Below are 15138 nucleotides of genomic sequence, written 5' to 3' on the forward strand. Positions count from 1 at the left end.
CGGAAAAGCGTCACACTGCAAGACGCAGCGGGTCAAAGGTCAGGTAGGCGTCGATCGGATCGGCCTGGGCGCGCCGCACCGGCGGCTCGGCCGAGGCGCGTTGCAGGAAGGCGCGGGTGCGCTCGCTGTCGGGCCGGCCGAAGATGCGGGCCGGCGGCCCGTGCTCGACGATGCGGCCGGCCTCGGTGAAGTACACCGTGTCGCTCACCTCCTGGGCGAAGCGCATTTCGTGCGTCACCAGCACGCAGGTCAGGCCGTCCTGCACCAGGTCGCGGATCACGGTCAGCACTTCGCCCACCATTTCCGGGTCCAGCGCCGAGGTCACTTCGTCGAACAGGATCAGTTCGGGCCGCAGGGCGAGCGCGCGGGCAATGGCCACGCGCTGTTGCTGGCCGCCGGACAGTTCGCCCGGATAGGCGTTTTCCTTGTGGTCCATGCGCACCTTGGCCAGCAGCTCGCGCGCCAGCGCCTGGGCCTGGGCACGCGGCTGGCCGTTGACCTTGATGGGCGAGATCACCAGGTTCTCCAGCACGCTCAGGTGCGGGAACAGGTTGTATTGCTGGAACACGAAGCCCACGCGCTTGCGCAGGGCGATCAGCTCGGACTCGGTCTTGAGCGCATCGACGCGCACGCCGCCGACCTCGATCGCGCCGCGCTGCGGCCGCAGCAGGCCGGTGATGCAGCGCAGGATGGTGGACTTGCCCGAGCCCGATGGGCCGATGATGGAGACAGCCTGGCCCGGACGGACCTCGACGTCGATCCCCTTGAGCACCTCGGTCTGCCCGAAGGCCAGGTGCACGTCCCGCAGGCTGACCAGCGGGAGCCCGGCGGCGCGGGCGCCGTTGTCAATGATGCGCATAGCGTCGTTCCAGATGGCGCGTCCAGCGCGCGATGGGATAGCAATAGGCGAAGAACAGCGCCAATAGCGTGAAATAGACCAGCACGGTGAAGTCGCTGCGCGCCACCGTGTTGCTGGCCACCGTGGCCGTGTCGACCAGGTCGTGCACGCCGACCAGCGAGGCCAGCGAGGTACTCATGGTGATGCTGGCGTACAGGTTCATCCACGACGGCAGCATGCGCCGCACGCACTGCGGCAGCACGATCATGCGGAAGATCTGCGCGCGCCGGAACGCCAGCGATTGCGCCGCCTCCCACTGGGCTTCGGGGATCGACTGGATGGCGCCGCGGAAGATCTCGGCGACATTGGCGCTGGCCGGCAGGCCCAGCCCGATCACCACCTTGATCCAGTCCGGGAACGGCAGGTTCCAGCCGCCCAGGTTCAGCTCGAACGGGAACACGTAGGTGGTGAAATACACCAGCACCAGGATCGGCGCGTTGCGGAACGCCAGCACATAGGCGCGCGTCAGGCGCCGCAGCGGCCTGGACGGCGACAGCGACAGCGCGCCCACCACCAACCCCAGCGCCGTGCCCAGCGCCATCGCCAGCACGCTGATCTGCACGTTCATGCCCAGCCCGCGCAGCAGCGCCGGCGACCAGTGCCACAGGTGCCGCACCGCGGGCGGGGCGGTATCGGTCAGCGCCCAGGCGACGCCCAGGATCACCAGGGCCAGCAGCAGCACCACCCACGGATCGCGCAGCCATGCCAGCCATCCGCCACCCGCCCGGCGCGCCGCGGCCGCATTCAATACCAGTTCATTGGCCATAGCCAGGCATCCTCAGGCGCGCTTCGAGCCAGCGTCCGGCGACACTCACCAGCCAGGTCAGCAGGCCGAAATACAGCAGGATCAGCAGCAGCAGTTCCAGCACGTTGTCGCGGTGCGACCAGATCATGATGGACTCGTAGGTCACGTCGCCCACCGCAATGGCCGAGGCGATCGCGGTCATCTTCACCAGGTCCACCAGATTGTTGACCAGCGCCGGCAGCGCGAAGCGCAGCGCCAGCGGCAGCTGCACCTGCGCCAGGATCTGGCGGCGCGAGAAGGCCAGCGAACGCGCCGCCTCCAGCGTCACCGCCGGCACCGCCTCGATGCCGGCGCGCAGCGCCTCGGCATGGAACACGCCCTTGTGCAGCGCCACCACGATCACCACCCACATGAACGGCGTGATCGGGCTGCCGCCGCCCAGCTTCTGCGTGATCAGCATGTTCAGCACCAGGAAGGCGCAATACAGCTGCACCAGCGTCGGCGTATTGCGGGTCAGTTCGACGAAGGCCTGCAGCGGCCGCGCCAGCCAGGGCCGGCCGCTGGTGAGCCCGGCCGCGATCAGCACGCCGAACAGCAGGCTGACGGGAATAGTCCAGGCGCACAATTGCAGCGTCACCAGCAGACCGTGGCCGAAGGCGGACAACTCGCCCGGATCCAGCACGAAGCCGTAGTTCAGGCCCAGGGGCTTGAAGAAATGCACCCAGGCCTGCAATGCCTGTTCGATCATGCGGCCGCCTCCAGCGCCGCCGGCCGCAGCGCCGCGACCGCGCGGGCGATGCGCGCGACGGCCTCCGCCACCTTGGCGTCCGAGGCGGCGAACGACAGCCGCAGGTACGGCGACAAGCCATAGGCCGCGCCCCGCACCACCGCCACGCCCTCGGCCTCCAGCAGCCAGTCGGCCACGTCGCCATCGTCGGCGATGACGGCGCGATCGGGCCTGACCTGGCCGATCAGGCCGGCCACCCCGATCCAGGCGAAGAACGAGCCGCGCGGCGCCGCCACGCTCAGGCCCGGCACCGCGCGCAGGCCGTCGACGATCACGCGCGCCCGGCGCGCATAGGCCAGGCGCGCGTTCTCGACGAAGTCATCGGCCACGCCCTGCAACGCCACCAGCGCGGCGGCCTGGCCCAGCGAACTGGGGCCCGATGACACCTGCGACTGCACCGCCTCCAGCACGCCGATCAGCGCCGCCGGCCCCACGCCCCAGCCGATGCGCCAGCCGGTCATGGCGTAGGCCTTGGACACGCCGTTGACCGCCAGCGTGCGCCCCGCCAGGTCCGGCGCGGCGCGCAGCAGGTGCGCGGGCGCCTCGTCGAACCAGATCTGTTCGTACATCTCGTCCCACAGCACCAGCACCGACGGATGTTCGCGCAGCACCGCGGCCAACGCCGCCAGTTCGGCCTCGCTGTAGACCGCGCCTGACGGATTGCCGGGCGAATTCAGGATCAGCCACTTGGTGCGCGGCGTCAGCGCCTGGCGCAGGCCCTGCGGCGTGAGCTTGAAGCCATCGGCCTGGGCGGTCGGCGCCAGCACCGGCGTGCCGCCGTTGACTCGCACCGAATCCAGGAAGGTGGGCCAGTACGGCGTCGGCACGATCACCTCGTCGCCCTCGTCGAGCGTGGCGGCCAGAGCCAGGTAGATCACCTGCTTGCCGCCGTTGGAAATGATGACGTTGGCCGACTCGGTCGGCAGGCCGTGACGCTGGCGGTAGCCATCGGCCACGGCACGCCGCAGCGGGGCGGTGCCGGCCGTCGGCGTGTACTTGGTCTGGCCTTGCGCCAGCGCCAGCGCGGCGGCGTCCTTGATGGCCTGGGGCGTGTCGAAGTCGGGCTCGCCCGAGGTCAGCGCCACGATCGAGCGGCCCTCGGCCGCCAGCCGCGCGGCGCGCGCGCCGGCCGCGGCAATCGGCGACAGTTCCACGCCGCGGACGCGGCGCGCGAACACGCCGGGAAACAGGGATTCAGTCATGACAGGACCTTTCCGGGATTCATCAGGTTCAGGGGATCGAGCGTGTCCCTGGCGGCCGTCGTCATGGCTTGGCCTGGGCCTCGGGGGGAGCGCTGTCGAACTTGCCGGCCTGCGCGTCGGCGTTGGCCTGCTTGAGGTAATCGGCCGGCACGCCGAACCTGTCGGCCTCTTTCACCAGCAGGCCGGACTTGTGCCAGTCGCGGATCACGCCATCGACGAAGGCGCGCGTGTCGGCCTCGTTGCGGCGGGTCCAGATCACGGTGGGCGACGGGATCAGCTGGTCCGGCGTGGCCAGCTCGAAGCCGTCCCATTCCTTGCCGTTGGGACCGTGCAGCGTCTCGTACAGCGCCGGCTGGATGTGCACCGACGCATCGCAGCTGCCGCCCTTGAGCGCCAGCAGCGATTCAGGGATGTTGCGCAGGCCTTTGACCACCGCCCCATAGGTTTCCTGCAGCGGCTTGGCGAAATTGCTGCCTTGCGACACGCAGGCCACCTTGCCCTTCAGGTCTTCCCAGCGCTTGATGCCGCTGCGCTTGGACACCATGGCCGCCCCGCCCACGAGGTTGTACGGGGTCGGCGCATAGCTCAGGATCTCGCTGCGTTCCTGGGTCCACTGGATGTTGGCGATCAGCAGATCGACCTTGCCCGCCTGCAGGAACTGCACCCGGGTCGCGGCCGTCACCGGCACCGTCTCCAGCGTGACGCCGAGCCGGGTGGCGATATCGCGGCCCAGCTCGGTCTGGAAGCCGCCGACCTTGCCGGTGGCCGGATCGAGCAGGCCGAACGGCGGACTGGCGCCGTCCACGCCCACCACCAGCTTGCCGCGTTGCTTGACGCGGTCCAGGGTGGCGTCGGCGTGCGCCGCCGTCGCCAGGGACGCCAGCGCCAGCGCGGCGGCCCACTTGATTGCTTGTCTATTCATCGGTCTTTTCCAACACGGGCGGGCGCGAGGCTCAGCTGCCCTGCTTGTACTTGTCGTGCAGTTCCTGCAGCAGCGGCTGCGCCGGCTGGATGTCCAGGCGCTTCTCGGTGGCGATCAGCCAGCCGCTGCGGTGCCAGCCCTGGATCACCTTGTCGACGGCGGCGATGGTGTCGGCCTCGCCCTTGCGGGTCCACACCACCGAATTGGCCGGCAGCACTTCCGTGGCGATGGGCGCCTGGTAGTCGGCCCATTCGGGATTGGTGCGCAGCAGCGGATGGATCAGGGTCGAATCGTGCACCGCCGCCACGCACTGGCCGCCGCGCAGCGCCAGCAGCGAGTCCGAAGAACTCTTGTAGCCCTTGACCACGGCGCCGTAGTCGGCCTGCAGGGGACGCGCAAAACTGCTGCCCTGCGACACGCAGACCGGCTTGCCGCGCAGGTCTTCCCACTTGGCGATGCCGCTGTCCTTGCGCGTGGCGGCGGCGCCGCCCACTCGGAAGAACGGCGTCGGCGCGTAGCCGAGGATCTCGGCGCGTTCGGGGTTCAGCTCCATCGATGCGATCAGCAGGTCGACCTTGCCCGAGATCAGGAACTGCGTGCGGGTGGCCGTCTGCACCTGCACCAGCTCGGCCTTCACGCCCAGGCCCTTGGCCAGTTCGCGCGCCAGTTCCGGGTTCCATCCCACCAGTTGCTGGGTGGCGGGATCGATCGAGCCGAACACGCCGCCGTTGGCCAATACGCCGATGGTGACGGTGCCGCGTTCCTTGATCTTGTCCAGCGTGGCGTCGGCATGGGCGCCGGTGGCGCCGGCCGCCAGGGCCAGCGCGACGGCCGCCTGCAGGATACGGCCGGAGATATTGCGAGTCTTCATGTTGTTGTGTCGTGGGCATTGAACGAAGTTCTATGCTGCGGTCCGGCGCCGCACAACACAAAGAAGACTTTCAGATATGAATATGAAACCGCTGTTGCGGCGCGCCTACTGGAGCTTGACGTCGGCCGTGGCAATCACGCGGCGATAGGTGGCGATGTCGTCGCGCACGGTCTGGTCCACGGCTTCCGGCGTGCTGGCGGCGATGGCGAAGCCCAGGTTCTCCAGCAGCGTGGCGGTCTCCGGTTCGCGCAGCACGGCCACCACGTCGCGATGGATGCGCTCGACCAACGCCGCCGGGGTCGAGGCCGGCACCACGAAGCCCTGCCAGCTCTCGACCGCGTAGTCGGCCAGCCCCGCCTCCTGCATGGTCGGCACCTCGGGCAGCGCCTTGGAGCGGTACGGCGTGGTCACCGCCAGCGCCACCAGCTTGCCCGAGCGCACGTTCTCGGTGGCGGCGGCCAGCGTGATCAGCATGGCGTCCACGTGGCCGCCCAGCACATCCAGCGTGGCCGGCCCGCCGCCCGGATAGGGAATCTGGTTGGTCTTGGCGCCGATGCGTTCGTTGAGCAGTTCCACCGCCAAGTGCTGCAGGCTGCCGTTGCCGCCGGGCAGCGCCAGCGAGATCTCGCCGGGCCGGCTGCGCACCAGCGCCACGAATTCCTGGAAGGTCTTCACGCCCAGGCCCGGGCGCACCACCAGCAACTGCGGATTGACCACCGCCTTGGTCACGCCGCGCAGATCGCGCAACGGGTCGTACAACGGCTTGCCGGGTTGCAGCGCGTTCAGCGACAAGGCGTCGCCGCCCAGCAGCAGCGTGTAGCCATCGCCGCGCGCATGCGCCACCGCGGCATTGCCGATGGCGCTGCTGGCGCCGGGCTGGTTCTCCACCACCACGCTCTGCCCCCACTTCTCGCTCAGCTTCTGCGCCACGGTGCGCGCCAGCTTGTCGGCGCTGCCGCCGGCCGCGATCGGCACGATCAGCTTGACCGGCCGGCTCGGATACCGCGTGGCGTCGTCGGTGGCGGCCGGCGCGGCGCCGGTCATGTTGCTCAACAAGCCCGCGCCCACCACCACGCCCCCGGCCAGGCCGAGCGCGGCCTTCAGTACGGATCTGCGTCGATTGCCCATCATCCTGCTCCCTGCGGAAATTCCGAGCAGGCCAGGATAGGAGCGCGCCGCGCGCCGGACAAATACCAATGCGCAATGTGGAAATGCCGGGGCGGCCCTTTGCCGGGGTGGCCCCTTGCCGGGGCGGCCCTTCGCCGGGACGCTCGCGCCCGGCTACGCCAGGAACGCCAGCATGCGCCGCGCCAGTTCGCGCGGCTGCTCCTCCGGCAGATAGTGGCCGCAATCGGCCAGCACCCCGCCGCGCAGGTCGCGCGCCAGCGGCCCCAGCGCCTCGTACAGATCGGGCGCGCTGCCATGCTCGCCGCCCAGCGCCAGCACCGGCAGCGTCAACGGCGTCTCGCGCAGCGCCCGGTTCTGCTCGGCCGACTGGTGCGCCGCGCGGTAATAGCCCAGCATGCCGCGCAAGCCGCCCAGCGTCTGGTAGACGCGCTCGTACTCATCCAGATCGGCGCGGCTGAACACGCCCGGCTTGTTGGCGGTCTTGCGGCTGAAGAACCACTCGATCAGCACCCGCTCGCGTCCCTGCAGCAGCGCTTCGGGCAGATCGGGCACGGTGTTGAATAGGAAATGCCAGCGCTTCCAGTTGTCCGGTCCCAGCTCGAAGCTGGCGGGCAGCGTCACGCCGGGGATGTTGGCGTCCAGCAGCACCAGGCGCTCGACCTCGTCGGCGTGGCGCGCCGCGTAGGGATAGGCGATCCAGGCGCCGATGTCGTGCCCGGCCAGCGCGTAGCGCGTCAGGCCCAGCGTGTGGAACAGCGCCCGCAGGCGCTCGCCGGCGCTGCGGGTGTCATAGCCATCGAGCGGCTTGTCCGAATCGCCCTGGCCCGGCAGGTCGATCGCGTACAGGCGGAAATGCGGCGCCAGCAGCGGCATCACCCGGCGCCAGGCGTACCAGCTCTGCGGAAAGCCGGCCAGCAGGATCAGCGCCGGCCCGGCGCCGCCCTCCACCACGTGATAGCCCAGGCCGTCCACGCGCACCTGGCGGTGGCGAAACGGCACGCCGTCCAGCGCGAAGGCGTCGGCGTCCTTGAAGGTATCCATCGTCCGTCTCCGTTCAATGCAGCGCGCCGCCGCCTTCCTTGACGTCCGCCGTGACGGCCAGCGAAGTCGCCACCATCACCTTCACGCCTTCGATCAGCGTCTCCAGCGCCAGGCTGGGCTGGCCGGGATGATGGGCCGCCATCTCGGGCAGGTACGGCACGTGCACGAAGCCGCCGCGCAACGCCGGACGCTCGGTGGCGATGTAGTGCGACAGGCCGTAGAAGATGGTGTTGCAGTTGTAGGTGCCCGCCGTCGACGACACCGACGCCGGCACGCCCGCGCGCCGCAGGTCGCGCACGATGGCCTTGATCGGCAAGGTCGAGAAATAGGCCGCCGGGCCGCCCGCCACCACCGGTTCGTCGATCGGCTGGCGGCCTTCGTTGTCGGGGATGCGCGCGTCCACCACGTTGATCGCGACGCGCTCGATCGACACGTCGCTGCGGCCGCCCGCCTGGCCCAGGCAGATCACCAGGTCCGGTTGCGTGTCCTCGATGGCCTGGCGCAGCACGCCCACCACTTTGCCGATCACGCACGGCAGTTGGCGCGCCACCAGGGTGGCACCGGCCACTTGCGCGCCATCGAGCCGCCGCGCGGCTTCCCAGGAGGGATTCAGGGTTTCGCCATCGAACGGTTCGATGCCGGTAATCAGTACGGTCGTCATTGCGCAGTCCTTCGATTCAATTGCTGTCCGCCATGGTAGGACCGCGCCCTGGAATTGTTGAAATCCATAATCGCTATTCGTACTATTGATGTCATGAATCTTTCCGCCGTCGACCTGAACCTGCTGGTCGCCTTCGAGGCGCTCTACGACACCCGCAACGTGACCCTGGCCGGCCAGCGCATCAACCGCGCGCAGCCCTCGGTCAGCAGCGCGCTGGGGCGCCTGCGCCTGCTGTTCCAGGACGAGCTGTTCCTGCGCACCGCCGACGGCATGCAGCCCACGCCCAAGGCCGTCGCGCTGATGCCGGCCGTGAGCGCGGCGCTGGACCAGATCCGCCAGGCGCTGACGCAAGGCGCCGGCTTCGATCCCCAGGCCGCTGCCGGCCGCCGCTTCACCGTGGCGGCCAGCGACTACGCCGACGTGGTGATCGTGCCGCACCTCGTCGCGGCGCTGCGGCGCGACGCGCCCGGCATCGACCTGCGCATCGCGCGGCTCGACCGCGCCGCCCTCTACGAGCAACTGGACAACGGCAGCGTCGACCTGGCCATCGGCGGCCATCTGGCGCCGCCCAAGCGCATGCTGCGCGAACGGCTGTACCAGGAACACTTCGTCTGCATCGCCGACAGGCAGCATCCGGCGCTGCGCGGCCGCAAGCTGGACCTGGCGCGCTACGTGGCGCTGCCGCACGCGCTGTTCACGCCCAGCGACGACGGCTCGGCGCGCGGGGTGGTGGACGCCAGCCTGGCGCGGCTGGGCCAGCGGCGCCGGGTGGCCTGCACCTTCGCCCATATCGTCGCGCTGCCGCACGCGGTGCAAGGCACCGACCTGCTGGCCACGCTGGCGCGGCGCGCCGCCTTGCGGCTGGCCGGCCCCGGCCTGACCCTGCGGCCGCTGCCGCCCGAGGTCGACCCCGGCCCTTTCGATATCGACATGGTGTGCAGCCGGCGCGCGCCCGGCGACGCGGCGCTGGCGTGGCTGCAACAGGTGGTCCGCGACGCCGCCGCGCGGCTGGCGGATTGACCGGGCGCCCATGAAAAAAGCCGGCCCCTGTACGGGAGCCGGCTTGCCGTGCCGGGCGGCGCGCTGCCGCCTCATGGCGATCTCAATTGGCTTTTTCGTCCTCGCCGGCATAGCCGCTGATGTAGGGGCGGCCCGAGCAGCGCACCATCGCCACGCAATTGGGCAGGCCGCTCTTGGTGCTGCAGGTGTTGCGCGCCGCATCGCGCGCCGTCTTCGGATCCGGATCGAGCGCGGTGTAGCTGGTGCCGCGCCCCTTCACGCCCTTGGCCCAGGCCATGCCGACGCAGGTGTCGCGGTAGGTCAGCACCTTGGTGCAGCCGGTGCATTCATCCCACTCCAGCAGTTGGTTGATGGCGTCCTTCTCATTGGGGTAGCCGTCCGAGTACGTCAGGTCGCCCGAGTCTTTCTCGGCGACGGCGCCCCAGTATTCGCGGTCGTTGAGCTTGGCGGACAGGGCTTCCAACTCAGCGGGCGTGGCCCTTCTGGCCGCCTCCATGTCCTGCGCGCTGTAGCCCGGCCCGACGCACAGCGGCATCGTGGTCAACCAGCATTTGCCGTTGGGGCTGCCTGCGGTGCAGCGTCGGATCGCCTTCTTTGCCGCCATTTCCGGCGACACGCTGTTGCCGGGGAACAGGTCGTTCGAGGTATTGCGGGCATAAGTCATGCAACTGTCCGAAAACCAGCTCAGCGATTTGCAGTCCTTGCCGCCGCCCTTGCGGCAGGCCGCCAACGCCGCCGCTTCGGCCGCCTTTTCCGAGTCCTCCGGCAGCGCCCAATAGATCTTGGCGTGCTTGCCATCCGTCGCAATGCCGCCATACAGTTTGTCGGCATGCGCCTGCGGCGCGAACAGGCCGGCCATCAACGCCAGCGCGCCGAGCGCCGCGCGGATAGTCGGGGAAAATCGGGCAAATAGCATGGTCGGTGTCCGGATCGGGTGGATTCAGCGGCCACGATCTTAGCAAAGCGGATCGGTCGGTCCGTCCCCTTTGCCGATACGACGCGGGCATATTGAGTAACAAATTTCACCATTGGCGCAAGGAAGGTGGCCCCGTTTATCGGTAAAAATGGCGGACATTTCGTAAGCAGGCTGTCAGTCTGCAATCATTCTCCCGTCGCAGGGCTGGCCGCCCCGGCCTGTCACGAAGAGAAACAAAACGTCTGGCGCCAGGTTCGCAATCGCAGCCGCCGCGCCGACCGACACGGAGCGCCGACCGCAAGCCATGATTTTCCCCCTGCCCCTTTCAGCCCGCCGTCCGACGCTGCGCCTGGCCGCCAGCCTGATCGCCGCCGCCAGCCTGGCCGGATGCGCCCCGATGCCCTCCGGCGGCAGTTCCTCGTTGCCCTCGCTCAGCCGGGTCTTCTCGGAAGGCCTGTCGTTCTCTCCCAGCGTCAACGTCGCCCGCAACATGCAGGGCCGCTCGATCAACGACGCCATCGCGGCGCTGGGCGAGCCGTCCCGGAAACGCGCCGTCGGCAACACCATGGAACTGGAGTGGTCCGACTACCAGGCCGCGCCTTACCAGGAATGGGTGACGACCGGCACCACCCAGCAGGTCGTCGGCATGATCCCGGCCACCAACACGACCGCCGCGACGCCGGTATTCCAGCAAAGCAGCAGTGGTTATTACCAGGGCCGCACCCGCATTTATGAATGCAAGGTGCTGATGCGCATGAAGGACAGCGTGATTGTCGATTCCACCGTCGACGGCAATGTCTGCCCGGAATTCATCGCCGCGCTGCGTAAATGGGCCGGTGAAAATGAAGCGAAGAATTATGTCGTGAAATAAGGCCCGCGGCGGCGCATGACAGCCGTCGCCCGTGGGAATCGATTATCTCGCGATGCGCGGCATTTGTTTTGTCGACATTATTTTGGGAATCCCCCCAAAGCTGTCACTTAACTGAATATAAATGCCTTCAAAAAAGCAAAAATAAATATCACCGGCAGATTAATTTTCCGCCACGCCCGCCGTTAGTCATGTTGATACTCCCCGGCAAGCCTCATTGGGCAGTTGTTGCCCGCCAGGACTACCACTGACATGACCACGATCTCCAGCTACACCCCGCCGCTCGTCATCGCCCCGCAGGCGCCGGCGACCGGGGTGTCCCGTGTCACCACCGTCAACCGCAGCCCCGACATCCCCGCGTCCACCTCGGTGACGCTGGGCCAGCCGGCCAACGTGCTGACCTATTCTCCCGAATCGGTCGCCGCCGGGCAGGTGCAGGAACCCGACGCGCTCTCCTCGCTGATGTCCGACAACGTCCGCGCCGCCTCGCTGACCGGTCAGTTCAAGGGCCTGGCCGCGGCCCTGCTGGGCCGCATGCAGAACGATGGCGGCAACTACGCGCTGACGATCCCCTCGGCCCGCGCCGCCGCCCCGGTGGACGGCATCGCCGCGCCCCAGGGCGCGGCCGTGGCCGACAACTCGGTCGCGCTACGCATCACCACTGCCAGCGGCGCCAAGGTCACGGTGACCCTGGAAAGCAATGAAAAGGGCCTGGGCATACAGATCGACGTGGGCGATGCCAAGCTCACCGAAGAAGAACGCAGCGCCATCGCCGGCCTGTCCAAATCGTTCCAGGACGCCGTCGATGGCCTGGCCTCGGTGCCGCCCAAGCTGGCGCTGGGCGCGCTGGCCAAGTTCAACACCAGCGTGCTGTCGTCGGTGTCGCTGGAAGCCACGGTCGGCGCCGAGGGCCCCGACCGCGTCAGCTTCAATTTCCAGGCCGATGCGGGTCAACGCTCGCTGACGGTCAAGACCGTGGCCGGCTCGGCCCAGATCAACGTCGACGCCAGCCAGCCCAGCCAGTTCGGCAGCGCCCAGCAGCAGACGACCGCCATCAACAACTACCTGAGCAAGTTCGACAGCGCCCAGAAGCGCGGCGAAGGCGATGCCACGCTGATGGCCCTGTTCAAGTCGGGTTTCGCGGACCTGCACAAGAGCTACGGCGACTGGGCGCCGCAAGGCACCGCCACGACGCGCCTGGGCATGCCGGCCGAAGTGCATCGCACCATGCTGTCCGGCCTGGCCGACTTCTCCGCCTCGATCAACCAGGCGCCGGTCGCGTCCAATCCGCTGCAGCCGCGCGAATTCGACACCTTCTCCTACGAGACCTCGCAGAACACCACCTCCAGCGGCCGGCCCCAGCTCGACCTGGCGATCACGCAACAGCAGCAATCGTCGCTGAACGCCAGCTTCCACCGCGCGCTCTCGCCCGATCAGAAGCTGAACCTGACCAAGGACCCCGAGTCGCAGAACTACGCGTTCCACCAGATCCGCGACGATTACAGCAACCGCACCGACATCGCCTACGAAGACGGCGAACTGGCCAAGGCCTCGTTCACCGAGTCCAGCACGATGTCGACCCTGGTGAGCAAGTTCGTCAAGGGCAAGCTGGTCGACCAGAGCCGCATCACGCCCACCACCCAGACCCGCACCCAGGACCTGATGGGTCTGCTGCGCGCGGCCGATCTGACCAGCCACCGCGACGACACCCGCACCCCGCGCGACCAGGTCGAGGCCGCCCTGATCCGCAAGCAGGAAGACCTGGCGCAAGCCGTGGCGCGTCTGCGCGGCTGATACGGCGACGCACCCGAAACGGGGCAGGCCCGGCGATTGCGCCGGCCTGCCCCGTCGCTTTTGCCCCGCCGCCCCCGGCGGCTAGGCCTCACGCGGCAGCTTCGCGATCACCTTGATCTCGAAATCGAAACCGTACAGCCAGGTCACGCCCACCGCCGTCAGCGTCGGATGCGGCGCCTGGCCCCAGTATTCGGGCACCACCTGCCAGATGGTCTCGAAGCGGGACGCCGGATCCACCATGAACACCGTCACGTCGACTACGTCCTCGAAGCTGGCGCCCGCCGCCTTCAGGATCGCGTTCAGGTTGTCGAACGCCTGCCGCACCTGCGCCTGCAGGTCGGGTTCGGGCGACCCGTCCTCGCGGCTGCCCACCTGGCCCGACACGAACAGAAAGCCATTCGACCGCACCGCCGGCGAATAGCGGTTGCGTTCATACAGCGCCTGGCGCCCGGCCGGAAAAACCACATCACGCGTTGCCATACTCATCCTCCTGTCCCGGGCCTTAAGCCCGTATTGATGATGCAGGCACTGTACGGACGGCGCGGCCGCCGATAAACGGGCAAGCGTGTCCATCACTGTTTGTAAAATGCAAACAATTCCCTGATCCCCTGGAGTGGCGATGGACCGTTTCGACGCAATGCAGGCCTTCGCCCGCGTGGTGGAGACCGGCAGCTTCACCAAGGCGGCCGACACCCTGCACATGAGCAAGACCAGCGTCACCCAGCTGGTGCAGCAGCTCGAGGCCCGCCTGCGCGTGCGGCTGCTCAATCGCACCACGCGCAAGGTCAACGTCACCGCCGACGGCGCCGTGTACTACGAACGCGTGCTGCGCCTGCTGGCCGACATGGACGACGCCGAGACCAGCCTGTCCAGCGCCGCCGCCGTGCCGCGCGGCCGGCTGCGGGTCGACGTGCCCAGTCCGCTGGCGCGCATGATCCTGGTGCCCGCCCTGCCCGCCTTCCACGCGCGCTACCCGGACATCCAGCTCGACATGGGCGTGAGCGACCGCATCGTCGACGTGATCGGCGAGAACGTCGACTGCGTGGTGCGCGGGGGCGAGCTGACCGACCAGTCACTGATGGCGCGGCGCGTCGGCGACCTGCAATTGCGCGTCTATGCCGCGCCCGCCTACCTGCAACGGGCCGGCGCGCCCGGCCATCCGCGCGATCTCGAGGACAGCCACCACCGCATCGTCGGCTTCCTCTGGTCGCGCAGCGGCAAGCCCCTGCCCTACGCCATGCATCGCGGCGACGAAAGCATCCATGCGCACGGACGCTATGTGGTCGCGGTGGACGACGGCAACGCCTACCTGGCGGCGGGGCTGGCCGGCATGGGCATTCTGTGGCTGCCGGACTACATGGCCCGCGACCACGCGGCGCGCGGCGAACTGGTGCCGCTGTTCGAGGACTGGCGGCTTGATTCGATGCCGCTGTACATCGCCTTCCCGCCCAACCGGCACGTCAGCGCCAAGCTGCGGGTGTTCATTGACTGGGTGGCGGAACTGATGGCGGCGCATGCGCCGGTGAGCGGCGCGGGCCGAGCGGGCGCTGCTGGTTGATACTGTTTCCGGCCGCAATCCAGCCAGGATCAGGCGGCAAACAGGCCCCGCGCGCAGGCGGCCATGGCCAACAGGGCCAACGCATAAGGGACCAGCAATCCATAGGTGGCGCGCTCCCGCAGCGCCAGGCCCAGCGATGCCAGCCGCGCCCGCCTGGCCGTCGCAGGATCGACCTCGCGGCCGTCATAGGCGCAATCGCCATGCTCGGTATAGCGCCCTTCGAACTGCCCCGGCCCGTCATCGCGCCACCGCGCTCGGAAGTAGAGAATGCGGTCTCCCGACCGTACGGCGTCCTCCAGCGTGATATCGGCCGCGGTGTAGCGCACGGCAGGCACCGGCGCCTGTCCCCGCACCGGCCAGCGGGCCTGTGTCTCGGCCTGCTGCGCCAGATGACGGTTGCGGGCCTGCGCCAGCGCTTCGCGGACGTGCAGGCCCATGCGCGCCACGCGGCGGCGCTCGACATCCGCCCACAAGGCCGAGGCCGCGGCGGCGCGTGGCGCCGAGCGGTGATATCGCCACAGCAACCCGGCCAACAGCACCAGCGCGCCGACTCGCATGACCAGTCCGTACTGCCCGGGCGCCCAGGCGCCGGGCGGCGTGATCGCCGCCAGCAGCAGGACCAGCAGCGCCACGGCAACGAGCGCGCGGCGGGGATGGGCGTCGATTCGTGGCATGGCAACCTGTAGCGATGGCTTCGGGCCGCAAATCGTAGCCCGCCGCCAGGCAA

Annotated in this window: 16 protein-coding genes; 4 read left to right on the top strand and 12 right to left on the bottom strand. The window is 68.7% G+C overall.

The window, feature by feature from the left end:
- Positions 1-10: 10 nt before the first annotated feature.
- The 9 genes from ACVN9Z_RS22005 to pcp all read right to left on the bottom strand — a co-directional run bounded on the left by ACVN9Z_RS22005 (position 11) and on the right by pcp (position 8255).
- Entirely contained in the window at positions 11-859 is an 849-nt protein-coding gene (locus ACVN9Z_RS22005; RefSeq protein WP_054517814.1) for an amino acid ABC transporter ATP-binding protein, read from the bottom strand.
- Positions 846-1664, bottom strand: coding sequence for an amino acid ABC transporter permease (locus ACVN9Z_RS22010; protein ID WP_006385367.1), 819 nt, complete (start codon positions 1662-1664; stop codon positions 846-848). The genes ACVN9Z_RS22005 and ACVN9Z_RS22010 overlap by 14 nt, the downstream gene beginning before the upstream one ends.
- Positions 1654-2391, bottom strand: a complete 738-nt coding sequence (locus ACVN9Z_RS22015; RefSeq protein WP_053499380.1) for an amino acid ABC transporter permease — start codon at positions 2389-2391, stop codon at positions 1654-1656. The genes ACVN9Z_RS22010 and ACVN9Z_RS22015 overlap by 11 nt, the downstream gene beginning before the upstream one ends.
- Entirely contained in the window at positions 2388-3632 is a 1245-nt protein-coding gene (locus tag ACVN9Z_RS22020; protein ID WP_150100455.1) for an aminotransferase class I/II-fold pyridoxal phosphate-dependent enzyme, read from the bottom strand. Before ACVN9Z_RS22020 ends, ACVN9Z_RS22015 begins: the two co-directional genes overlap by 4 nt.
- A gap of 61 nt (positions 3633-3693) precedes the next feature.
- Positions 3694-4554: a transporter substrate-binding domain-containing protein gene (locus tag ACVN9Z_RS22025; RefSeq protein ID WP_006385364.1), complete on the bottom strand. Its 861-nt coding sequence runs from the start codon at positions 4552-4554 to the stop codon at positions 3694-3696.
- 31 nt (positions 4555-4585) lie between these two features.
- Positions 4586-5425, bottom strand: coding sequence for a transporter substrate-binding domain-containing protein (locus tag ACVN9Z_RS22030; protein WP_458212629.1), 840 nt, complete (start codon positions 5423-5425; stop codon positions 4586-4588).
- Between the two features lie 105 nt (positions 5426-5530).
- Entirely contained in the window at positions 5531-6556 is a 1026-nt protein-coding gene (locus ACVN9Z_RS22035) for a Bug family tripartite tricarboxylate transporter substrate binding protein (protein WP_006385362.1), read from the bottom strand.
- Positions 6557-6706: 150 nt separating this feature from the next.
- Entirely contained in the window at positions 6707-7594 is an 888-nt protein-coding gene (locus ACVN9Z_RS22040; RefSeq protein WP_458212630.1) for an alpha/beta fold hydrolase, read from the bottom strand.
- A 13-nt stretch (positions 7595-7607) separates the two neighbouring features.
- On the bottom strand, positions 7608-8255 hold the full coding sequence (gene pcp, locus ACVN9Z_RS22045; protein WP_024068945.1) for a pyroglutamyl-peptidase I: 648 nt from the start codon (positions 8253-8255) through the stop codon (positions 7608-7610).
- Between the two features lie 93 nt (positions 8256-8348).
- Between pcp and ACVN9Z_RS22050 the strand changes: the two genes are divergently transcribed.
- Positions 8349-9275 (top strand): LysR family transcriptional regulator, encoded by a 927-nt coding sequence (locus tag ACVN9Z_RS22050; protein ID WP_054447525.1) that lies wholly within the window; start codon positions 8349-8351, stop codon positions 9273-9275.
- Between the two features lie 82 nt (positions 9276-9357).
- On the opposite strand, the gene ACVN9Z_RS22055 is transcribed toward ACVN9Z_RS22050, so the two are convergent.
- Positions 9358-10191, bottom strand: coding sequence for a DUF4189 domain-containing protein (locus ACVN9Z_RS22055; RefSeq protein WP_054447524.1), 834 nt, complete (start codon positions 10189-10191; stop codon positions 9358-9360).
- A 304-nt stretch (positions 10192-10495) separates the two neighbouring features.
- Between ACVN9Z_RS22055 and ACVN9Z_RS22060 the strand changes: the two genes are divergently transcribed.
- Both ACVN9Z_RS22060 and ACVN9Z_RS22065 read left to right on the top strand, forming a co-directional pair.
- Positions 10496-11062, top strand: a complete 567-nt coding sequence (locus ACVN9Z_RS22060) for a hypothetical protein (RefSeq protein WP_395500522.1) — start codon at positions 10496-10498, stop codon at positions 11060-11062.
- Between the two features lie 249 nt (positions 11063-11311).
- Complete coding sequence (locus ACVN9Z_RS22065; protein ID WP_054443343.1) at positions 11312-12853, top strand: hypothetical protein; 1542 nt, start codon at positions 11312-11314, stop codon at positions 12851-12853.
- An 81-nt stretch (positions 12854-12934) separates the two neighbouring features.
- Here the strand turns inward: ACVN9Z_RS22065 and ACVN9Z_RS22070 are convergent, their stop codons facing one another.
- Positions 12935-13333, bottom strand: a complete 399-nt coding sequence (locus ACVN9Z_RS22070; protein ID WP_026383106.1) for a RidA family protein — start codon at positions 13331-13333, stop codon at positions 12935-12937.
- Positions 13334-13472: 139 nt separating this feature from the next.
- Here ACVN9Z_RS22070 and ACVN9Z_RS22075 point away from each other — a divergent pair, with 139 nt between their 5' ends.
- Positions 13473-14411 (top strand): LysR substrate-binding domain-containing protein, encoded by a 939-nt coding sequence (locus tag ACVN9Z_RS22075; protein ID WP_458212631.1) that lies wholly within the window; start codon positions 13473-13475, stop codon positions 14409-14411.
- A 29-nt stretch (positions 14412-14440) separates the two neighbouring features.
- Here ACVN9Z_RS22075 and ACVN9Z_RS22080 read toward each other — a convergent pair whose 3' ends face one another.
- On the bottom strand, positions 14441-15085 hold the full coding sequence (locus ACVN9Z_RS22080; RefSeq protein WP_241122781.1) for a hypothetical protein: 645 nt from the start codon (positions 15083-15085) through the stop codon (positions 14441-14443).
- Positions 15086-15138: the final 53 nt, after the last annotated feature.

It is taken from the genome of Achromobacter sp. KK8 (genome assembly GCF_054188005.1).